This window comes from Gracilibacillus dipsosauri (genome assembly GCF_003176895.1).
GTDB classification, from domain to species: Bacteria; Bacillota; Bacilli; order Bacillales; family Amphibacillaceae; genus Gracilibacillus; species Gracilibacillus dipsosauri.
Map to the genome: position 1 here is coordinate 868,158 of NZ_QGTD01000008.1, position 17,605 is coordinate 885,762.

The following is a 17,605-nucleotide window of genomic DNA, read 5'->3' on the forward strand; positions in this document are numbered from 1 at the left end:
TTTCTATTGTTCTATTAAAAGCCTCCACGACTTCCTGTATGAGAGTGACCACCACTAGTCACCCCTCCACCACCATTACCACTGCTATTGTTTTTCTGGATTTTCGTCTTAGAAACTGTTTTTCGCAAATATACATCTTTCCTGTTTACCACTCGAGAGTTTTTCGGATCGACATAGGTTTCATGCTTCACTGTAACACGACCACCCATATTAAAGATCATTGCACCTACAATAACTGCTCCAATTAAAACAGCAAGCAATAACTGAAACCAAGTTTTTAGAAAAATACTATCAGGACTAATGATCGGATTTACTCCAAGGTAAACTGGCACCTCACTAAAAAATTGCTTGGTTGCTTCTAAGAAGTTGTCTGCACTAAGATATGGCGTAATTTTTTCTCTTATTTCATCTAATCTCGAATCAGAAAGATATTTCTGTTTATCTCCAAAGCCAGATAAGTAAACCTCACTTTTGTTCATATCGATAGTAAGAATAACCGTATTTCCATGTTTTTTATCATATCCTGGTGCATTTTCATCATAGAAATCCTCTGTGTATTGTACTACGTCTCTTCCACCAAGATCATTCTCTGTTAAAACAAGGAATGATAACTCATTTTCTTCACTGTATTGTTTCGCAAGCTTCTCCAATTCCTCTTGTTCATCAGCATTAAATAGATCTGCTTCATCATAAATATACTGTTCTTCCGCACTGACAGGAATTGTTAAAAAGGAGAACAGTATTAAAAACAGAATAGATATTAGACCTTTTTTACTTATTCTCATATTAGATCACCACCTAACAGTAACGCAATCGTTTTTAAAACGACAAATGATCCGCCAGCAATACTTGCAAACCAGATCGCGGCCTTTTGATAGCTAAGTGGTGGTTTACCAACAATTTTACCTGTTTGACCATTCATTGCAAATGTATGCTCTTGTTTATCAAAATCATAGTAAACCATCCAAACTGGCAACAATACATAGTAACTATTTCTTTGCGTTGTGCGAATATTTTTCTGGTGGTAATCAACAGAAGAATATCCTGTAATGGTTGAGGAAATATAGGAGTCTATAAATGTTTTTATTTTATCTTTAACTCTACCAAATAATTCTTTATCTGTGTAATTATATTTTTCAGCTAAATATCCAGCTAAATAAGGTGTTTTAAATGCTTTTAATTCCTCGTAATGATAAGGTTCCAGCTTATCCATTAAAGTATCATCTAATTTTTCAGAAGCATCAACTGGTACCTTTAGATAGCTAACATCAATATCTCGTTCTACCCTGTAATAATGGGTTTCTGTATAGCGATATTCTCCACGCGTATAAGTATTAACTTTTGTTGCAGTCGCCTTTACCTCAACATCATTGTCTAAATCATACATCCAAAATGGAACATACATACCAGTGATGCCTTTCACTCGATCTGCAGTCATAAAACCTTTTGGGGTTAATCTTCCGTTTTTACACCATTTTCTAAAAGCCTCCATTGCCTCTTCCTTACTTATAGTAAACGGTATAACTTTAACAGGTGCTAAATCCCCTGACAACCTGTCTGCAAGCACTACCCCAGCACCACAGAAGCTGCAGGAGGTTGCCGTAGTATCCTTGTCTGTTAATACAACTGCACCACAGTTTTCACACTGGTACTCTTTGGCTTCATCTTCCTCGAACGATCTTTCTATATAAATATCATCATATGTATCAACATGCTCTTCTCTTCCACAGCTGTCACAGCTCAAATGGCCTGTTTCACTGTCAAATGCCATATCTGAGCCACAACTAGGACATTTATAATGTACTAGCATCCCTTTCATCCCCTCTAATAATTTGTATCCTTTCGTAATTCAAGCAATGCTTCTGCTTCTGCTAGCTCTCTTCTCACTTGGTTTTCATAACTTTGCATTTCATTAGATAAATCAGCTATTTTTTTCTTTGTCTGTGCTTCCGTACTCAATGTCTTTAAGTATTGCATACTTTCACTCTGGCGATATTGAAGTCCCTGGAAAGCTTTTAATAAGTTATCATGCTTTTGCTGTAATTCTGTTCGCTCTATCAGCAGGTGGTCAAGTTTGCTTTTGGCAGTCTCTTTTTGCATACGGAAGGAAGCCTCCATCGAAGCATCTGTTGCCTTTTGTTCATAGCGAGTAAATTTAGCAATGTCTTTCTCAAGCTCCAATACTTGTTGTTCTGTTCTGCCTAACTGGACTTGAGCAGTCTCTACTTTGGCTTTTAGCTCACGTATTAATTGATCCATATCTTTTTGAACCTCGATCATCTTATTCTTATCGGAATGGATATTACTTTTTAAAATAGTGCCAATTCTTTTAAAGATCCCCATACCTCTTTCACCTCTCTGCAGTACTATCTCTAGTATATACGAAAAAGATAGAAATTTGTTTCATTTTTCAGAAATTCCTGACAGCTGCTTTTAGCATAATTCTTCCAAAAGTTTTGCATAGTTATATTTTTGTTTGTAAATGCTAATAATGACCACTATGCAACGCCACTTATTACACCCTATTTTGAACCATATCACAAAATTATTTTTAGAGATTTTAGCTTTTTTGTTTCAAAATAACTGAAATCATACTATACTAATAAGTAATAGGGATTGGATCGGTTCATTGAGTACTTGCTTTTCTTTTCTAATCAATTAGGAAGGAGTTGGAAGTGACTATGCTTAAACGTTTGAAGGAAAAACTAAAAAAACGATGGCGAGATGTCTTGAGAAGACGTGTACCAACTACAATGCAACGTTCTAAATTTGATACAAAGCTTAAACGAACTATGGATTCGAAAGAAAAATAATACAAGTATGTAAAGTTGAAGGAGAGATAAAATGGTATATAAAGTACTATATCAAGAGAACGCAAGTGAAATACCCGTACGCGAGAATACGAAAAGTATATACGTACGTGCAAACAATGAACGTGAAGTACGTACGTTAATAAAAGAAAGAAATTACAACATCGAATTTATCCAATTATTAGATGATGAACACCTTGCATATGAACAACAATCAGAATTCTTCCAGTTGGAGAATGCCTAAAAATGAAGTTTGTTAAGAATGATCAAACTGCAGTTTTTGCACTTGGTGGTCTTGGTGAAATTGGTAAAAACACGTATGGTGTGCAATTTCAAGATGAAATCATTCTCATTGATGCAGGGATTAAATTTCCTGAAGACGAGTTATTAGGGATTGATTATGTCATACCGGATTACACATATCTTGTGCAAAACCAAGATAAGATTAAAGGGCTGTTTATTACACATGGTCATGAAGATCATATTGGTGGCATCCCCTATCTACTAAGAGAAATTAATGTTCCTATTTATGCAGGGAAATTAGCAATTGGATTAATTAAGAACAAATTGGATGAACACGGATTACTCAGAAGGGCTAAATTACACACCTTTCAAGAAGAAGACATTATCAAATTTAGAAAAACAGCTGTATCATTTTTTAGAACAACACACAGCATTCCAGATTCCTATGGCATTGTAGTAAAAACACCTCCTGGAAATATTGTTCATACGGGAGACTTTAAGTTTGACTTTACTCCTGTTGGAGAACCAGCTAACTTAACAAAGATGGCTGAAATCGGGAAAGAAGGCGTACTATGTCTCTTGTCGGATAGTACGAACAGTGAGGTACCAGATTTTACACTATCAGAAAGAGTAGTCGGGGATAGTATAAATGATATCTTCTCAAGAATTGATGGCAGATTAATATTTGCAACCTTTGCCTCTAACATTCATCGTTTACAACAAATGGTAGAAGCTGCTGTCAAGAATAACCGAAAAGTCGCCGTTTTTGGTAGAAGTATGGAAGGGGCCATAAAAATCGGACAAGAATTAGGATATATCCGTGCCCCTAAAAATACGTTTATTGATGCAAATCAAATTAATCAACTACCAGCAAATGAAGTAGCCATTCTTTGTACTGGTTCACAAGGCGAGCCAATGGCAGCATTATCAAGGATTGCAAATGGTACCCATCGCCAAATACAAATTATACCTGGTGACACTGTTGTATTTTCTTCCTCACCAATCCCTGGGAATACACTTAGTGTCAGCAAAATTATTAATCAGCTTTACCGAGCTGGAGCAGAAGTCATCCACGGTAAATTGAATGATATTCACACATCTGGACATGGTGGCCAACAAGAGCAAAAGCTTATGCTGCGCTTAATTCAACCTAAGTACTTTTTACCAATTCACGGTGAGTATCGTATGCTTAAAGAACACACGAGATTAGCTGAAAGCTGTGGAATCTCTATAAAAAATAGCTTCATCATGGATAATGGTGAGGTCTTAGCACTCGGAAAAGACTCTGCTGGTCTTGCTGGTAAAATTCCATCAGGATCTGTTTATGTAGATGGTAGTGGTATTGGAGATATCGGTAATATTGTATTACGAGATCGACGAATTTTATCAGAAGAGGGACTCGTTATCGTAGTTGTTAGTATCAATATGAAGGATTTCAAGATCGCATCAGGTCCTGACATTATATCTCGTGGGTTTGTTTACATGCGAGAGTCAGAGGATCTCATAAATGAAGCTCAAAAAATTGTCTCTAAGCATTTAAATAAAGTAATGGAGCGTAAAACAACGCAATGGTCTGAGATCAAGAATGAAATAACAGACACTATCGCACCATTTCTATATGACAAAACAAAACGTCGTCCGATGATATTACCTATTATAATGGAAGTATAAACAGGGACTTCCATCAGGAGTGATTCTTAGATCGCCTCTGGAATAAAGCAAAGGCACCTTGGGTATAAAATCCCAAGGTGCCTTTCTATTAGTTTCCAGCTAAAAGAACGATCATTCATCAAGGACTAATTGTTTTTCAAATCTAGAAATATCCTTGTCTGCTCCAATTACGATGAGAACATCATCCTGATCTATTATTTGGTCCGCCATTGGAGAAACATTAATTTGTTTATCATTTGCTTGTTTAATGGCAACAACGTTACAACCAAACTGTGCACGTATATCTAACTCTATCAAGGTTTTTCCATGCATTCTACTTCCTGCCTTTACTTCCACAATACTGTGATCATCAGACAATTCGAGATGGTCTAAAATATTGGTTGAAATAATATTATGAGCAATTCTTCTTCCCATATCTCGTTCAGGATGGACAACATGGTCTGCCCCTATTTTATTCAATACTTTCTCGTGATAATCATTTTGAGCTTTTACGGTTATTTTTTTTATCCCTAATTCTTTTAACATCAATGTAGTCAAAATACTTGCTTGAATATTCTCGCCAATAGCAACAATAACATGCTCAAAATTTCTAATTCCTAATTCTTTTAACGTATTTTCATCTGTAGTATCCGCGATAACAGCATGAGCAACAATATTTTTATATTCATTAATTTTTTCTTCATGGATATCTATTGCTAATACATCCATACCTTCTTCACTTAATTCACGGCAGATACTTCCACCAAATCGACCTAACCCGATCACTGCAAACTCTCTCTTCATGACAAATCCTCCAAAAAAATCTTTATATCCGTTATTTTAGCATACCATGTAACTCTATTGCATTTTTTTATTAGACATTCTAATAGATAAACTCGCATTCGCTCTTTCTTTCTAAGTCGCAAAAAAGGCAAGCCATCATGTAGCTCACCTTTTTTGAATTATAATGCATCAAGCATATCAAATTGTGATTTGACTAATTCGTAATATTCCCCTTTGCTTTGCATTAATTGTTCATGATTTCCTTGCTCTAGAATTCTTCCGTGTTCTAAAACAATAATATTGTCAGCTTCTCTAATAGTAGATAACCTATGGGCAATCATAATGGCAGTTCGCCCTTCCAGCAATTTTTTAAGTGCAAGTTGAATTTTGACCTCGGTTTCTGTGTCAATACTCGCTGTTGCTTCGTCTAAGATTAATATTCTCGGGTTAGCTAGCAGTGCTCGAGCGAAGGAAAGCAGCTGTCTCTCTCCAGCAGATAGAATATTCCCTCTTTCTTCTACCTCTGTCTCATAGCCATGAGATAAGCGCTTGATGAAGTCATTAGCTCCAACTACTTTTGCAGCTTCTTTAACCTCTTCGTCCGTCGCTTCAGGTCTTCCAAAGCGAATATTCTCCATGATTGTACCAGAAAAAATGAACGTATCCTGGAGTACGACGGAGATATTTTCGCGTAGGCTAGTTAAATTCATATCTCTCAGATCGTTGCCATCTATTTTCACTGATCCTTTTGTCGGATCATAAAAACGACTGATGAGATTGGCAATAGTGGATTTACCCGAACCTGTATGGCCCACAAGTGCAACTGTTTGGCCTTGCTTCATCTCAAGTGAAATTTCATGTAAAGCTATGCGATCCTGATCATATGAAAATTGAACTTTATCAAATACAATGTTTCCTTTCATATTTTCAAATTTCTTCGCATGTTTCTTTTCCATTACGTTTGGTTGTTCGTCCAAGAATTCAAAAATACGTTCTGAGGACGCCATTGCTACTAAAAGCTGGTTATAGATCTGGCCAAGTCTAGAAATCGGCTCCCAAAACATACCTAGATAAAAAGCAAAGGAAACGAACGTACCAACGACAATATCACCTGTGATGATGAGATGCGCACCATAGGAAATTAATATTACCGTACCTATTGCATTACTCAATTCTACAAAGGGACCAAAGTAAGCACTTTTTTTCATCGCTATTCGTTCATTTTCATAATTATCCGTGTTTACTCCATTAAAAAATTCAGTATTTTCCTTTTCTTGTGAAAAAGATTGTGTTATTCGAATGCCCTGCATGCTCTCATTTAAATGGGAGTTTAACCTCGATTTTTGGATACGAACAGACTGCCAAGCACGACGAATCGTCCTTCTTAGTTTTGTTGAAATAAGAAACATAATTGGTAGAATGACGAGAACTGCCAGTGCTAGTTTCGGACTTAACACAAACAGTATAACAATAATTCCTGATAACATGATAATATCCATTAATAAGTTAATTATCCCGTTCGTAAACAATTCCTGTAAGGAGTTAACATCATTTAGAATTCTAACTAAGATGGATCCTGCCGAACGTTTATCAAAAAAGTTATGAGATAGCCGTTGAACGTGTGAAAATAAACTTTTCCGCAGATCATATATCACTCTTTGACCAAGGATATTCACTAACTTTATGCGAAACATATTGGCAATATAACTTATTAAATAGAGAATCGATATCCCAATAATTAAATAAGTAAGTAAGCTAACATTCTCATCCTTTATCGCCATATCTATTACTACCTTACCAATCAAAATCGGAACAATTAAACGAACAATCGTGGAAAGTAGCATCGCAAGGATCGCACTAGGTAGTAAATTTTTCACATATGGCTTCAAATAATGTAATAATCGAAGCATTTGCTTCCAATTAAAAGGTTTCTCAACGGCCTGGTCTAATGGATAATAGAATCTTTTTAAATGTGGACTATCCTTTTTCATTTCTTTTGCAGTCAATGACTTTGCCAAATTTTCTCCCTCCCTTTCTATAATGACTCCATTACAATATCCTTATCTTTGTATTGAATATCATAAATTCTGCGGTAAGAGCCATTCTGCTGGATTAACTGATGATGAGTTCCTCGCTCCACTATTTCTCCTTCATCTAAGACGAGAATTTCGTCTGCATGTTTTAGAGAAGAAATTCTGTGGGCAATAATAAAGGTCGTTCTATCTTTCATTACTTCTTTTAATGCTTTTTGTATTTGAAATTCAGTTTCCATATCTACTGCTGATGTTGCATCATCTAACACTAGAATGCTCGGATCAATTAAAATAGCACGTGCTATCGCAATTCGTTGCTTCTGTCCACCAGATAGACCCATACCTCTTTCTCCTAGCATGGTGTCATATCCATTAGGCATTTCCATGATAAAATCATGTGCTTGTGCTCGCTTAGCTGCTGCGATAATTTCTTCCATGGATGCATCAGGATTCCCATAAGCGATATTGGCTTTAATCGTTGTAGAAAATAAGAATGACTCTTGGAGTACAAAACCAATGTTCTTTCTTAACCATTTTAAAGGATAGCTACTTGTAGGTTTTCCATCTATAGTAACTTCTCCTTGGTCTGGTTCATAAAATCTAGTCATTAATTGAGTAATACTCGTTTTCCCTGCACCTGTTGGTCCTATTAGACCAATTACCTTTCCAGGTGGTGCATCAAAAGAAACATTTTTTAATGCGGCATCATCATCTTCAATATAAGTTAATGAGACATTCTTAAAGGTAACATGTCCTTTAAGTTCTTTTGGCTGAACAGGATCCTTTTCATCCATAATATCTTCTTTTGCTTCTAAAATTTCCAGTAGCCTCTCCCCAGATGCTTTCGCTTGTGAAAACATATTCACAACAAACCCTAATTGCATAAGTGGTCCGAGTATATAAGTTACTAAACTAAAGAAGGCGACAAGCTCCCCTAATGCTAATTGATTATTAATCACTAAGTAACCACCATAAACTAGTAAGGCTACCATACTAACATTTCCAATAAACTCCATTAGCGGAAAGTACCTCGCCCAAATATTAGATGTATGAATATTTACTTCACGATAGTTGGTGTTATTTGTTGTAAACCGATCAATTTCAAAATCTTCCTTTGAAAGTGATTTAACAGTATTCATTCCACTAACATTTTCTTGAATTCTAGTATTTAACCTACCTAATGATTTTCTAATGCTACGAAAAGCGGGATGTACCTTTCGATCAAAACGAAATACTACGACCGCCAAAAATGGCATTGCCGCCATAGTAACAACGGCTAATGGAACCGAATAATAAAACATGACACTTAAACTAATGACAATTAACAATAGAACACGAATAAGTTCTTTAAAACCTGCTGCAAGGAAAAAGCGAAAGCCTTCTACATCCATTGTTAAACGTGACATCAAGTCCCCTGTTCTCGCATTATCATAGTAAGTAAACGAAAGCCTTTGCAATTTTTTGTACAATTCATCCCTTAACACATAAACTGATTTAATGCCAAACAAATCACCTAAATACTGTTGAAAAAAGTTTGCAAAACCCTTCAATATCATCAATCCAATAAAAGCAACGGAAAGATATGGAATCAATTGATATTCAGCCGGTGTGACGACATCATCAATTGTTATTTGAAGGATAATTGGGTATACAACAGTGATAGCGGTTACGATTAATACAAAGATGACTGACAAGAAGAAGTATGACTTAAAAGGCCAATAGAATTGCTTCAATTTTTTAAATGTTTCCATTTTAGATTTGCACCCCCTATTTTTTTACGTAAATATAAATATAACGGTATCCGAAATAAATTTCCACCTTTTCGACTTAATTTCTAATAATTTTTTTTTGCTGGTTTGTCTAGCATGGGATGACAAGGTCACGTATGCAAGAAAAAATAAAAAAATGCCCTCAGAGGAGGACATTTTTTTATTTTTCTGTTATTCCCAATACTCTGTTAACTCGTTTGCGAAGCATTTTCATACCGCCACCGCCAGCTTGGAAATGTCGTAAATTTCCCTCAGCATCAAATACATAATATGCTGGCACATATTGGTTTTCAAATGCATCCGTCAATGTATGTTTATTATCAACGAAGATTGGTTGCGTAATATCGTGTTCACTTGCTACTTCTTTAATTTGATCAATGTCTAAATCCTTTTCAGATCTTGGCATATGCACCGCAATGACGTTAAGCTCATCTTTATATTCATCACGGAATTCATTTACGTTTGGCATTGCTTCTTTACATAAGCCACAGCTTACCGACCAGAAATGGATTAAAGTAGGCTTATTTCCAATTAAGTCCTCTCGTGTCACCTCACCATTTAACCATTCTGTCGCGCCATTTAATTCTGGCATTGGAGCTCTTAATTTCATCCTAAAAATCCTCCTAGGTTTATCTTTTTGGCAAAATACTACTTAGTTTTTTGCACGATGTCCAAAAGTCAAAGCAATAATTATATATGTCTATCTAAACATAGACAAAGGTCTAACAATGGTTAGACCTTTTGGTTAGACATTATAATGTTTCTTGACCAGGCTTCCAGTTAGCTGGGCAAAGTCCACCAGTTTGCAGTGCTTGTAGAACTCGTAATGTTTCATCTACATCACGACCGATATTATTATGATTAACAACTTGGTATTGAAGTTCACCCTCAGGACTAATAATGAAAAGACCTCTTAATGCTACACCTTCGTCTTCAATTAATACACCGTATTCCTTTGAAATTTGGTGATTTGTATCTGCTGCTAGTGGATAATTTAGATCTCCTAAACCATTATCCTCTCTTGCAGTCTTAATCCAAGCTAAGTGTGTATGTATTGTATCAGTAGAAACACCGATTACCTCTGCATCTAAATCTTCAAATTCATCATAACGATCAGACAAAGCGGTTATTTCCGTTGGACATACAAAAGTAAAATCCATTGGATAAAAGAATAACACTGTCCACTTGTCATTTTTCATATTCTCTTCTAATGATACTTTCCCAAACTCTTTGTTAGCAAGAACTGCCTCCATTTCGAAACGAGGTGCTTGCTTTCCTACCATACGTTCAGCCATTTAAATTATCCCTCCGTACATTTTTCTTATATCTCTACGAATAAAATTATAATTTAACTGGATGAACTAGTCAACTAATCTACTAGTTACAATGAAAAGGAAACAATAAACGAATGGTGAGAGATAAATCGCTTTTAAAGACTTCTAATCATTTCTACCACTGAATTTACCCCTACTTCTATTGCTCCTTCCTTTGGATTGAGCATACTATGATGCAATCCATATGCCGAGTCCACGCCTAACCAAAACATAAATCCCGGGTATTCCTTCAGAAAATATCCGAAATCCTCACCAGTCATAGCTGGATTTGCATCAATGTAAGAATAGCCTAGGGATGTTACGACATTTGAAAACTGCTTGACATACCGGTCTGTATTTTCAACCTGATAATAATTTGCCCCATAATCAACATCTATTTTGCAGTCAGCACTTATCTCAAATCCTTTTATGAACTGCTCAAGCTGATTTTTTATTTGATTCATTGTTTCAGGCTTTAAAGTTCTTATTGTTCCCTCTAGACGAGCAGTTTCTGCAATAATATTTTGAACAGAACCTGCTGTCATCTTCCCAATGGTTATCACACCACTATCTAGAGGATCGACCCTTCGTGAGATAATTTGCTGTAGCTGTGTAACAAAAGCACTTGCTGTTACAATCATGTCTTTTGTTAGATGTGGGTATGCAGCATGTCCACCTTTACCTGTGAAATCTAAATACAACTCACTAGTATTGGCGAATAGAATTCCAGATCTACACGAGATCGTTCCTACTGGAAGCTCTGGAGCAATATGAAGAGCGAAAATCATGTCTAATTGCCATTTATCGAGCAGTTTTGAGGCAAGGATAGGTTCTGCCCCACCAGGACCTTCCTCAGCTGGTTGAAAAACAATTAGAACATTTTCTTCGATTGGATTATGCGCTAATCGATCTAAAACTCCTAATGCAATTGTCATATGCAAATCATGGCCACATGCATGCATATTACTTGGGTGGATAGACGTATAAGGTAAACCAGTTTGTTCTTGGATTGGTAGCCCATCCATATCAGTTCGATATCCAATCGTTCTGGAAGGATTTTTTCCTTTTACTAGAACAAAAATCCCTGTTTTCCATTGTTCAATTTCTAAATTCGATTGATCCATATTTTTAATCACATTTAATAGATATTCTTGTGTTTTAAATTCTTGAAAACCTAACTCAGGAATTTGATGAAGATCTTTTCTAACCTGGAGTAATTGATCCGTATTCATCTATATCCCCCTTTCACTACCATAATGACATTCTCTAATAAAAAGGCTGTAACTCATATCTGAGACAGCCTTTTTATCCTTACTCGTCTAATTTTCTTAAAGCTTCCATAATTTCTGTTTTAGATTTCGTTTGATCATCGATTTCTTTTAATACTTTGGCAGGAACACCCGCAACTACTGTATTCGGTGGAACGTCCTTTGTCACAATTGCACCTGCAGCAACAACCGCTCCTGCTCCTACACGCACTCCTTCTAAAACTACGGCATTTGCTCCAATTACAACACCGTCTTCAATGATGACAGGTTGCGCTGAAGGGGGTTCTATAACTCCAGCAAGGACTGCACCTGCACCAATATGGCAATTCTTTCCTACAGTTGCTCTTCCACCAAGACAGGCATTCATATCGATCATAGTTCCTTCACCAACAACAGATCCAATATTGATCATAGCACCGAACATAATGACCGCACCATCACCAATTTCGACCTGTTCTCGAATAATCGCACCTGGTTCAATTCTTGCATTAATATCTTTCATATCTAATAACGGAATAGCTGAATTTCTACGGTCATTTTCAATGACATAATCCGTGATATCATTCTTATATGTATCTAATAATTCTTGAACTTCCTTCCACTCACCGAATACTACACCATTTTGATCATTTAGAAAGGTTTTCACATCGCCTGTAGCTTCAATTTTATTTAAGTTTTCTCCTTTCACATATACTTTAACTGGTGTTGATTTTTTACTATTTGAAATAAATGAGATTATTTCATTTGCATCCATCATTTTCATAAATCCGACTCCTTCATAAAATTTTACTTACACAATTTATCAAAAATCTGAATAAATGTCCAAGGTTGTTATCTAAAGATACATGGATTTATTGACTTCTTTTAAAATAGCTCGACGTGTAATGATGCCAACGAAATACCCACCCTCGTCCACCACACAAGCGAAAGCATGATCAATGACAACCTTTAAACAGGTTAAAAAATCGGTATCTTTTGTTATGGTCGGTTGGTCCTTACGCATAACATCCTCTACCTTTTTCTCTGATAGTATTTCCATCTCAAAACGTTCTATCCCCATTACACTTTTTAAGATAGGTGTTTTTCCAATTGTTCCACGATATTTATAATCAATATCTAATACCGGAACAGAAGAGTATCCTGATTCTACTAAAACCAATAAAGCGTGTTCGATAGGGTTTCCTATTTGTACATGTGCTACCTTTTCAGCTGGTATCATGAAATCACGGACCGTTAAATCTTCAAGATTGCGCTTTATTACACTAGACATGTTGACACTCCTTTTGTAATTGGTGAAGGAGTTTGAAATAATCACCTCGTTTATTTTATCATAAATTTAAAAATTATGTGTACTTTATCGTTCCGTGCAGATAATCGCACTATATCATGTTATAATAGAGGCCAATATCGTGAGAGAAAGGTTATCTTATAATGAAGCGTCGTACTTTTATAAAAAGATTACTCGCAGGTATCGTATCAATCTTCGGTTTGGGTGGAGGAACCTATTATTATGCCCGCGAGATGGAACCAAAAATGTTAGAAGTTCATCGTATAGCAATAGAATCTAGTAAAATCCCAAACAATTTTGATTCTTTAAAAATACTACAATTTTCAGATACACATATCGGATTTCATTATACAGTGGAGCAATTACAAAAATTAGTACAGAAAATAAATGCATTAAATCCTGATATTATTACCTTTACTGGTGATCTAGTGGACAATCCACAAACCTATAAATGGAATAACGATATACCAAATATATTAAATCAATTATCCGCTAGACACGGAAAGTTCTGGGTTTATGGTAACCATGATCATGGAGGCTATGGTACAGATATTGTGAAACAAACGTTTGATCAAGCAGATTTTCAATTGTTATTAAATAATAACCATATCATCGAAAGAAATGGTGAAAAAATCATGATTGCAGGTTTAGATGATTTAATATTTGGTAAACCAGATTTAGATAAAACCTTACAAACATCATCTAATCCAGATTTCACTATACTATTGGCACACGAACCAGACATTGCTGATAGAGTAAAGGACTATCCGGTTGATGTCCAAATTTCGGGACATAGCCATGGTGGACAAGTACAACTACCATTTTTCGGCTATATTTATACCCCTTATTTAGCTGAGAAATATGTAGAAGGGAGTTATCAAATTGGTGTAAAGCCACTTCAATTATTTGTCAGTCGAGGGATCGGAACAACCAGATTGCCTTATCGATTTTTTTGCAAGCCAGAAATAACATTATATGAACTTAGAAAGGTTGAATAAAGTGAATAAAAATTACCGTTTATTATTATTGCTTATATCACTCGTCACATTATTAACAGCTTGTGGGAATAAATATGAAGGAGATTTTTCGTTTGAAATAGAGGATTTCACCTACACAAATCAAGATGGGGAAGAATTTTCGAAAAGTGATTTAGAAGGAGAATTTTGGGTAGCGAGTATGATCTTTACGAATTGTAATACAGTCTGTCCACCAATGACTTCTAATATGGTAAGATTACAAGGAATGCTAGCAGATGCTAATATAGATGCACAGCTTGTATCATTCTCTGTTGATCCTGAGGTAGACACACCGGAATTGTTGAAGCAATATGCAGCAGAAAGAGGTGCAAGCTTCGACAATTGGAACCTCTTAACAGGCTATACTTATGAGGAAATTAAAGAGTTTGTTAAAAAATCTTTTAAAGCCCCACTAGAAAAACTAGAGGACGATCAATATATGCATACAACTAGATTTTACATTGTTACACCAGAAGGAAATGCAATAAAAGCATATGACGGTTCCAAGGCTGCGAATATGGAAAAAATAGTTGAAGATATCCAAGCAATGAATTAAAGTATTGGTAGAAGCACATTGTGCTTCTACTTTTTACTTGATGAAAGGAAGTGAACTAATGATGACAAATCATACTGAGCAGATAGGACAAGCCCTCTTCGTTGTTAATCGTCATGCGAAAACTGCGATCGATCCTTCCTTCTTATATCAACTGAAAAAGGAAACAATGAATAAGCTTTTAAAGGAACAAAAAGCCGTAAAAGTAGGCTTACATTTTTCGAATAACCCAAAAAATAGTAAACAACATTCCGTCATGCTTATAAAAGTTGGGGATTACTACTTTCACTTACCTCCTTCCAAGGAGGATATGAAACAACTTGAACATTTAGGTAAACTAGATGAATCCTATCGTAATCCAAGACCGAATCTTTCTTTAAATAAAGCTAAAAATATTTTAGCACATTATATAAACAGGAAAATTCCTAAAAATAAGGTTAAACCTACCTCTGCATTCCATCGTTCTCCTATATCCAACCATTCACGTTTCTTTCATAAGAAATAATAGGAAGGTAATTGGTCAGCAGAAACTCATCTTTTCCAGCATAGTAAGCCCTACTCCTAGGTGTGTATGAGTTAATGATGCTATCTTTTTGTTGACCTTGTCACTAAAGAAATTGGCACAACGTAAGAATTCCTATATTTAGTCTTTTTTAAGTAAAGCCACACTTCTGCGAATTGCTATATAGATGGAGAAAGCAACAATTGTATATATCAAGTACTCCTTTTCTATCATAACTGGAAGTCTTTGCAAGATGAAGACACTTAGAATAATCGCAATAAAAAAGGAAAGGAACAATTCCCATTCTAGCGCGATTAATAATCGTATAATAGGTTTGATAACTAGATAGATAATGAGAATAAATAAAAATACAGTTAAGAAAATGAATAATTCCTTTCTCATTGTTAAAAAAATAAAATCACTTATACGAACAAATTGATTCCAAATAGTTTCCCACATTTTTTCTCTCCTCTTTCATTTATGATAAAATATCAGACAATACTATTCGCATTATTTCCAAATTATTATTTTTATATAAGGAATGATCGAATCTATGGAGGTTTGGAAATGGAACATAGAATCAACAATGAGGTAAAGTCAATAGAAATCTCAGGTATAAGAAAATTTTTTAATCTAGTTAATGACTATGATAATATGGTATCTTTGACAATCGGGCAACCAGATTTTCCTACACCCGAGCATATTAAAAAAATGACGATAGAGGCCATACATCGTAATCATACAACATATACCCATAATGCGGGAATATTATCTCTCAGAACTGCAATATCTAACTATGTTAAAGAAAGATATCAACTTGATTATCACCCAGAAGAGGAGATTTTAGTTACGGTGGGAGCATCAGAAGCGATTGCCGCCACACTAAAAACGATTCTGGATCAAGGAGATGAGGTTATCTTGCCTGGACCAGTTTACCCAGGATATGAACCGTTGATCACACTTAATGGTGCCAAGGCAGTTTATGTAGATACACGACAAAGTAAGTTTAAATTAACAGCTGAATTGATCGAGCCTATGATCACTAGCAGAACAAAAGCAATATTAATACCCTATCCGTCTAATCCTACTGGTGTAACTTTGTCTGAAGAAGAACTGAAGGCTATAGCTTCATTACTCGATGATAAAGACATATTCCTTATTGCAGATGAAATCTATAGTGAATTAATTTACGAAAAGGATCATTTCTCGATTGGAAGATGTAGGAAAATCAAGGATAAAACAATTATAATTAACGGAGTATCTAAATCACATTCCATGACAGGTTTTCGTATTGGTTATATTTTAGGTCCTGCTTGGTTAATTCAACATATCCTAAAGGTCCATCAATACTATGTTTCGTGCGCAACATCAGTTAGCCAATATGCCGCCTTAGAAGCATTAACAAATGGCAAAAATGATGCAGAAGTTATGCGTGATGCATACCGAGAAAGAAGAGATTTTGTCTATAAGAGGTTAGTGGAAATGGGTATCTCTACTTATTTACCCGACGGAGGATTTTATTATTTTATTCCTCTATCATCGAGTTCTAAGTCTTCATTAGAGATCGCTCTAGAGCTCGTGGAAAAAGAGAGATTAGCACTCGTTCCTGGAAGTGCCTTTTCAAAATATGGGGAAGGATATTTAAGATTATCCTATGCCTATGATTTGGATACACTAAAAAAAGGTTTAAATAGATTAGAGCAATTTTTAATAGATTTTTAATAAAGCTAATGAAAGAACTTAAATATTAAGTCACAAGTGAAAGAAAGGTATGTGCCTTATACAAGGTATGATTCCTTTCTTTCACTTATTTTCATTCCTGTCGTTTTCGTCTGCAGCTTTCTTTTGTTTTTTACTTTCATAAATATTTAATAACTGATCAAGTTCCTGACTTATTCCTAACGATTCCTCGCTTGTTATCCCTTTTTTTAGAGCAACATCGGTCATTTGCTTTCTAAGTCTTTCAATTTTGTACATTAAGGATTGATTAGACATAGTACCGTGTTACCCCCAAACCATTATCCATTATTTTTTAGCTCCTTACAGAAAACGTTAAGCGATTTTGATTATCCCAAAAATTAGAACAATTGTAAAGATAAGCGCAAAAATAGACAAAGAAGGATAAAATTCATGATAGAAAAATCCACATTTCCATTTTTTTCGACATTTTTCATTTTTTTCAATCATGGAACAAAAAAATAACTACTCCCCCAAATAGAAAGTAGTTACCTCCTCTACCATTATACACGGTCGAAAATACTAAAGCCCATCAATGCAATAAGTAATATTATAGAGACTATACCAAAAATTTCACCCATGCTTAACACTCCTTATTTCGTTCATTTCTTTCCTATATTATACCGAATATTTTATAATT

The 17,605-nt window shown here is 35.3% G+C and carries 20 protein-coding genes; 7 read left to right on the forward strand and 13 right to left on the reverse strand.

All coding sequences use genetic code 11. The features are described from left to right. Nucleotides 1–14: 14 nt before the first annotated feature. The 3 genes from DLJ74_RS11375 to DLJ74_RS11385 are packed head-to-tail and all read right to left on the reverse strand — an operon-like array spanning nt 15 to nt 2,343. Complete coding sequence (locus tag DLJ74_RS11375; protein WP_109984524.1) at nt 15–785, reverse strand: TPM domain-containing protein; 771 nt, start codon at nt 783–785, stop codon at nt 15–17. Beyond that, on the reverse strand, nt 782–1,810 hold the full coding sequence (locus DLJ74_RS11380) for a TFIIB-type zinc ribbon-containing protein (protein WP_109984525.1): 1,029 nt from the start codon (nt 1,808–1,810) through the stop codon (nt 782–784). Before DLJ74_RS11380 ends, DLJ74_RS11375 begins: the two co-directional genes overlap by 4 nt. A gap of 14 nt (nt 1,811–1,824) precedes the next feature. Continuing rightward, the gene (locus DLJ74_RS11385; protein WP_109984526.1) at nt 1,825–2,343 is read right to left on the reverse strand and encodes a PspA/IM30 family protein; all 519 of its coding nucleotides are present in this window, start codon (nt 2,341–2,343) and stop codon (nt 1,825–1,827) included. Nucleotides 2,344–2,675: 332 nt separating this feature from the next. On the opposite strand from DLJ74_RS11385, the gene DLJ74_RS20455 reads away from it, so the two are divergent. From DLJ74_RS20455 to rnjA, 3 genes are read left to right on the forward strand one after another with little or no spacing between them, the layout of a single operon-like run. Beyond that, nucleotides 2,676–2,813 (forward strand): hypothetical protein, encoded by a 138-nt coding sequence (locus DLJ74_RS20455; protein ID WP_181397514.1) that lies wholly within the window; start codon nt 2,676–2,678, stop codon nt 2,811–2,813. Nucleotides 2,814–2,844: 31 nt separating this feature from the next. Beyond that, nucleotides 2,845–3,054, forward strand: coding sequence for a DNA-dependent RNA polymerase subunit epsilon (locus tag DLJ74_RS11390; protein ID WP_054788632.1), 210 nt, complete (start codon nt 2,845–2,847; stop codon nt 3,052–3,054). A gap of 2 nt (nt 3,055–3,056) precedes the next feature. Next, a complete protein-coding gene (gene rnjA / locus DLJ74_RS11395) occupies nt 3,057–4,724 on the forward strand; it encodes a ribonuclease J1 (protein ID WP_109984527.1) in 1,668 nt (555 codons plus the stop codon). Nucleotides 4,725–4,835: 111 nt separating this feature from the next. Here the strand turns inward: rnjA and DLJ74_RS11400 are convergent, their stop codons facing one another. The 8 genes from DLJ74_RS11400 to cbpB all read right to left on the reverse strand — a co-directional run bounded on the left by DLJ74_RS11400 (nt 4,836) and on the right by cbpB (nt 13,139). Further along, nucleotides 4,836–5,507, reverse strand: coding sequence for a potassium channel family protein (locus tag DLJ74_RS11400; protein WP_109984528.1), 672 nt, complete (start codon nt 5,505–5,507; stop codon nt 4,836–4,838). A gap of 158 nt (nt 5,508–5,665) precedes the next feature. Further along, the gene (locus DLJ74_RS11405; RefSeq protein WP_109984619.1) at nt 5,666–7,477 is read right to left on the reverse strand and encodes an ABC transporter ATP-binding protein; all 1,812 of its coding nucleotides are present in this window, start codon (nt 7,475–7,477) and stop codon (nt 5,666–5,668) included. Between the two features lie 44 nt (nt 7,478–7,521). Beyond that, nucleotides 7,522–9,270, reverse strand: coding sequence for an ABC transporter ATP-binding protein (locus tag DLJ74_RS11410; RefSeq protein WP_109984529.1), 1,749 nt, complete (start codon nt 9,268–9,270; stop codon nt 7,522–7,524). Between the two features lie 178 nt (nt 9,271–9,448). After that, nucleotides 9,449–9,898 carry a TlpA family protein disulfide reductase gene (locus DLJ74_RS11415; protein ID WP_054788631.1) on the reverse strand — a complete coding sequence of 150 codons (450 nt, stop codon included), beginning with the start codon at nt 9,896–9,898 and terminating at the stop codon, nt 9,449–9,451. A 142-nt stretch (nt 9,899–10,040) separates the two neighbouring features. Next, entirely contained in the window at nt 10,041–10,583 is a 543-nt protein-coding gene (locus DLJ74_RS11420) for a peroxiredoxin (RefSeq protein WP_054788630.1), read from the reverse strand. Between the two features lie 134 nt (nt 10,584–10,717). Continuing rightward, entirely contained in the window at nt 10,718–11,833 is a 1,116-nt protein-coding gene (locus DLJ74_RS11425; protein WP_109984530.1) for an N-acetyldiaminopimelate deacetylase, read from the reverse strand. A 79-nt stretch (nt 11,834–11,912) separates the two neighbouring features. Then, a complete protein-coding gene (gene dapD, locus DLJ74_RS11430) occupies nt 11,913–12,632 on the reverse strand; it encodes a 2,3,4,5-tetrahydropyridine-2,6-dicarboxylate N-acetyltransferase (RefSeq protein WP_181397516.1) in 720 nt (239 codons plus the stop codon). Between the two features lie 72 nt (nt 12,633–12,704). Further along, nucleotides 12,705–13,139, reverse strand: a complete 435-nt coding sequence (gene cbpB / locus DLJ74_RS11435; protein WP_054788629.1) for a cyclic-di-AMP-binding protein CbpB — start codon at nt 13,137–13,139, stop codon at nt 12,705–12,707. A gap of 161 nt (nt 13,140–13,300) precedes the next feature. On the opposite strand from cbpB, the gene DLJ74_RS11440 reads away from it, so the two are divergent. From DLJ74_RS11440 to DLJ74_RS11450, 3 genes are all read left to right on the forward strand, one after another. Next, nucleotides 13,301–14,155: a metallophosphoesterase gene (locus tag DLJ74_RS11440; protein ID WP_054859584.1), complete on the forward strand. Its 855-nt coding sequence runs from the start codon at nt 13,301–13,303 to the stop codon at nt 14,153–14,155. Nucleotide 14,156: 1 nt separating this feature from the next. Then, nucleotides 14,157–14,729 (forward strand): SCO family protein, encoded by a 573-nt coding sequence (locus DLJ74_RS11445; RefSeq protein ID WP_245902314.1) that lies wholly within the window; start codon nt 14,157–14,159, stop codon nt 14,727–14,729. Between the two features lie 61 nt (nt 14,730–14,790). Beyond that, entirely contained in the window at nt 14,791–15,231 is a 441-nt protein-coding gene (locus DLJ74_RS11450; RefSeq protein ID WP_054859702.1) for a YkyB family protein, read from the forward strand. Nucleotides 15,232–15,369: 138 nt separating this feature from the next. On the opposite strand, the gene DLJ74_RS11455 is transcribed toward DLJ74_RS11450, so the two are convergent. Further along, complete coding sequence (locus DLJ74_RS11455; protein ID WP_054859586.1) at nt 15,370–15,687, reverse strand: hypothetical protein; 318 nt, start codon at nt 15,685–15,687, stop codon at nt 15,370–15,372. Between the two features lie 108 nt (nt 15,688–15,795). On the opposite strand from DLJ74_RS11455, the gene DLJ74_RS11460 reads away from it, so the two are divergent. Further along, nucleotides 15,796–16,950 (forward strand): aminotransferase A, encoded by a 1,155-nt coding sequence (locus DLJ74_RS11460; protein ID WP_109984533.1) that lies wholly within the window; start codon nt 15,796–15,798, stop codon nt 16,948–16,950. Between the two features lie 81 nt (nt 16,951–17,031). On the opposite strand, the gene DLJ74_RS11465 is transcribed toward DLJ74_RS11460, so the two are convergent. Next, a complete protein-coding gene (locus tag DLJ74_RS11465; protein ID WP_054859587.1) occupies nt 17,032–17,223 on the reverse strand; it encodes an aspartyl-phosphate phosphatase Spo0E family protein in 192 nt (63 codons plus the stop codon). Nucleotides 17,224–17,605 lie beyond the last annotated feature (382 nt).

Coding starts and splice junctions, on each gene's coding strand:
- DLJ74_RS11375 (WP_109984524.1), bottom strand. CDS start 785: ATGAGAATAAGTAAAAAAGGTCTAATATCTATTCTGTTTTTAATACTG.
- DLJ74_RS11380 (WP_109984525.1), bottom strand. CDS start 1,810: ATGCTAGTACATTATAAATGTCCTAGTTGTGGCTCAGATATGGCATTT.
- DLJ74_RS11385 (WP_109984526.1), bottom strand. CDS start 2,343: ATGGGGATCTTTAAAAGAATTGGCACTATTTTAAAAAGTAATATCCAT.
- DLJ74_RS11390 (WP_054788632.1), top strand. CDS start 2,845: ATGGTATATAAAGTACTATATCAAGAGAACGCAAGTGAAATACCCGTA.
- rnjA (WP_109984527.1), top strand. CDS start 3,057: ATGAAGTTTGTTAAGAATGATCAAACTGCAGTTTTTGCACTTGGTGGT.
- DLJ74_RS11400 (WP_109984528.1), bottom strand. CDS start 5,507: ATGAAGAGAGAGTTTGCAGTGATCGGGTTAGGTCGATTTGGTGGAAGT.
- DLJ74_RS11405 (WP_109984619.1), bottom strand. CDS start 7,477: ATGAAAAAGGATAGTCCACATTTAAAAAGATTCTATTATCCATTAGAC.
- DLJ74_RS11410 (WP_109984529.1), bottom strand. CDS start 9,270: ATGGAAACATTTAAAAAATTGAAGCAATTCTATTGGCCTTTTAAGTCA.
- DLJ74_RS11415 (WP_054788631.1), bottom strand. CDS start 9,898: ATGAAATTAAGAGCTCCAATGCCAGAATTAAATGGCGCGACAGAATGG.
- DLJ74_RS11420 (WP_054788630.1), bottom strand. CDS start 10,583: ATGGCTGAACGTATGGTAGGAAAGCAAGCACCTCGTTTCGAAATGGAG.
- DLJ74_RS11425 (WP_109984530.1), bottom strand. CDS start 11,833: ATGAATACGGATCAATTACTCCAGGTTAGAAAAGATCTTCATCAAATT.
- dapD (WP_181397516.1), bottom strand. CDS start 12,632: ATGAAAATGATGGATGCAAATGAAATAATCTCATTTATTTCAAATAGT.
- cbpB (WP_054788629.1), bottom strand. CDS start 13,139: ATGTCTAGTGTAATAAAGCGCAATCTTGAAGATTTAACGGTCCGTGAT.
- DLJ74_RS11440 (WP_054859584.1), top strand. CDS start 13,301: ATGAAGCGTCGTACTTTTATAAAAAGATTACTCGCAGGTATCGTATCA.
- DLJ74_RS11450 (WP_054859702.1), top strand. CDS start 14,791: ATGACAAATCATACTGAGCAGATAGGACAAGCCCTCTTCGTTGTTAAT.
- DLJ74_RS11455 (WP_054859586.1), bottom strand. CDS start 15,687: ATGTGGGAAACTATTTGGAATCAATTTGTTCGTATAAGTGATTTTATT.
- DLJ74_RS11460 (WP_109984533.1), top strand. CDS start 15,796: ATGGAACATAGAATCAACAATGAGGTAAAGTCAATAGAAATCTCAGGT.
- DLJ74_RS11465 (WP_054859587.1), bottom strand. CDS start 17,223: ATGTCTAATCAATCCTTAATGTACAAAATTGAAAGACTTAGAAAGCAA.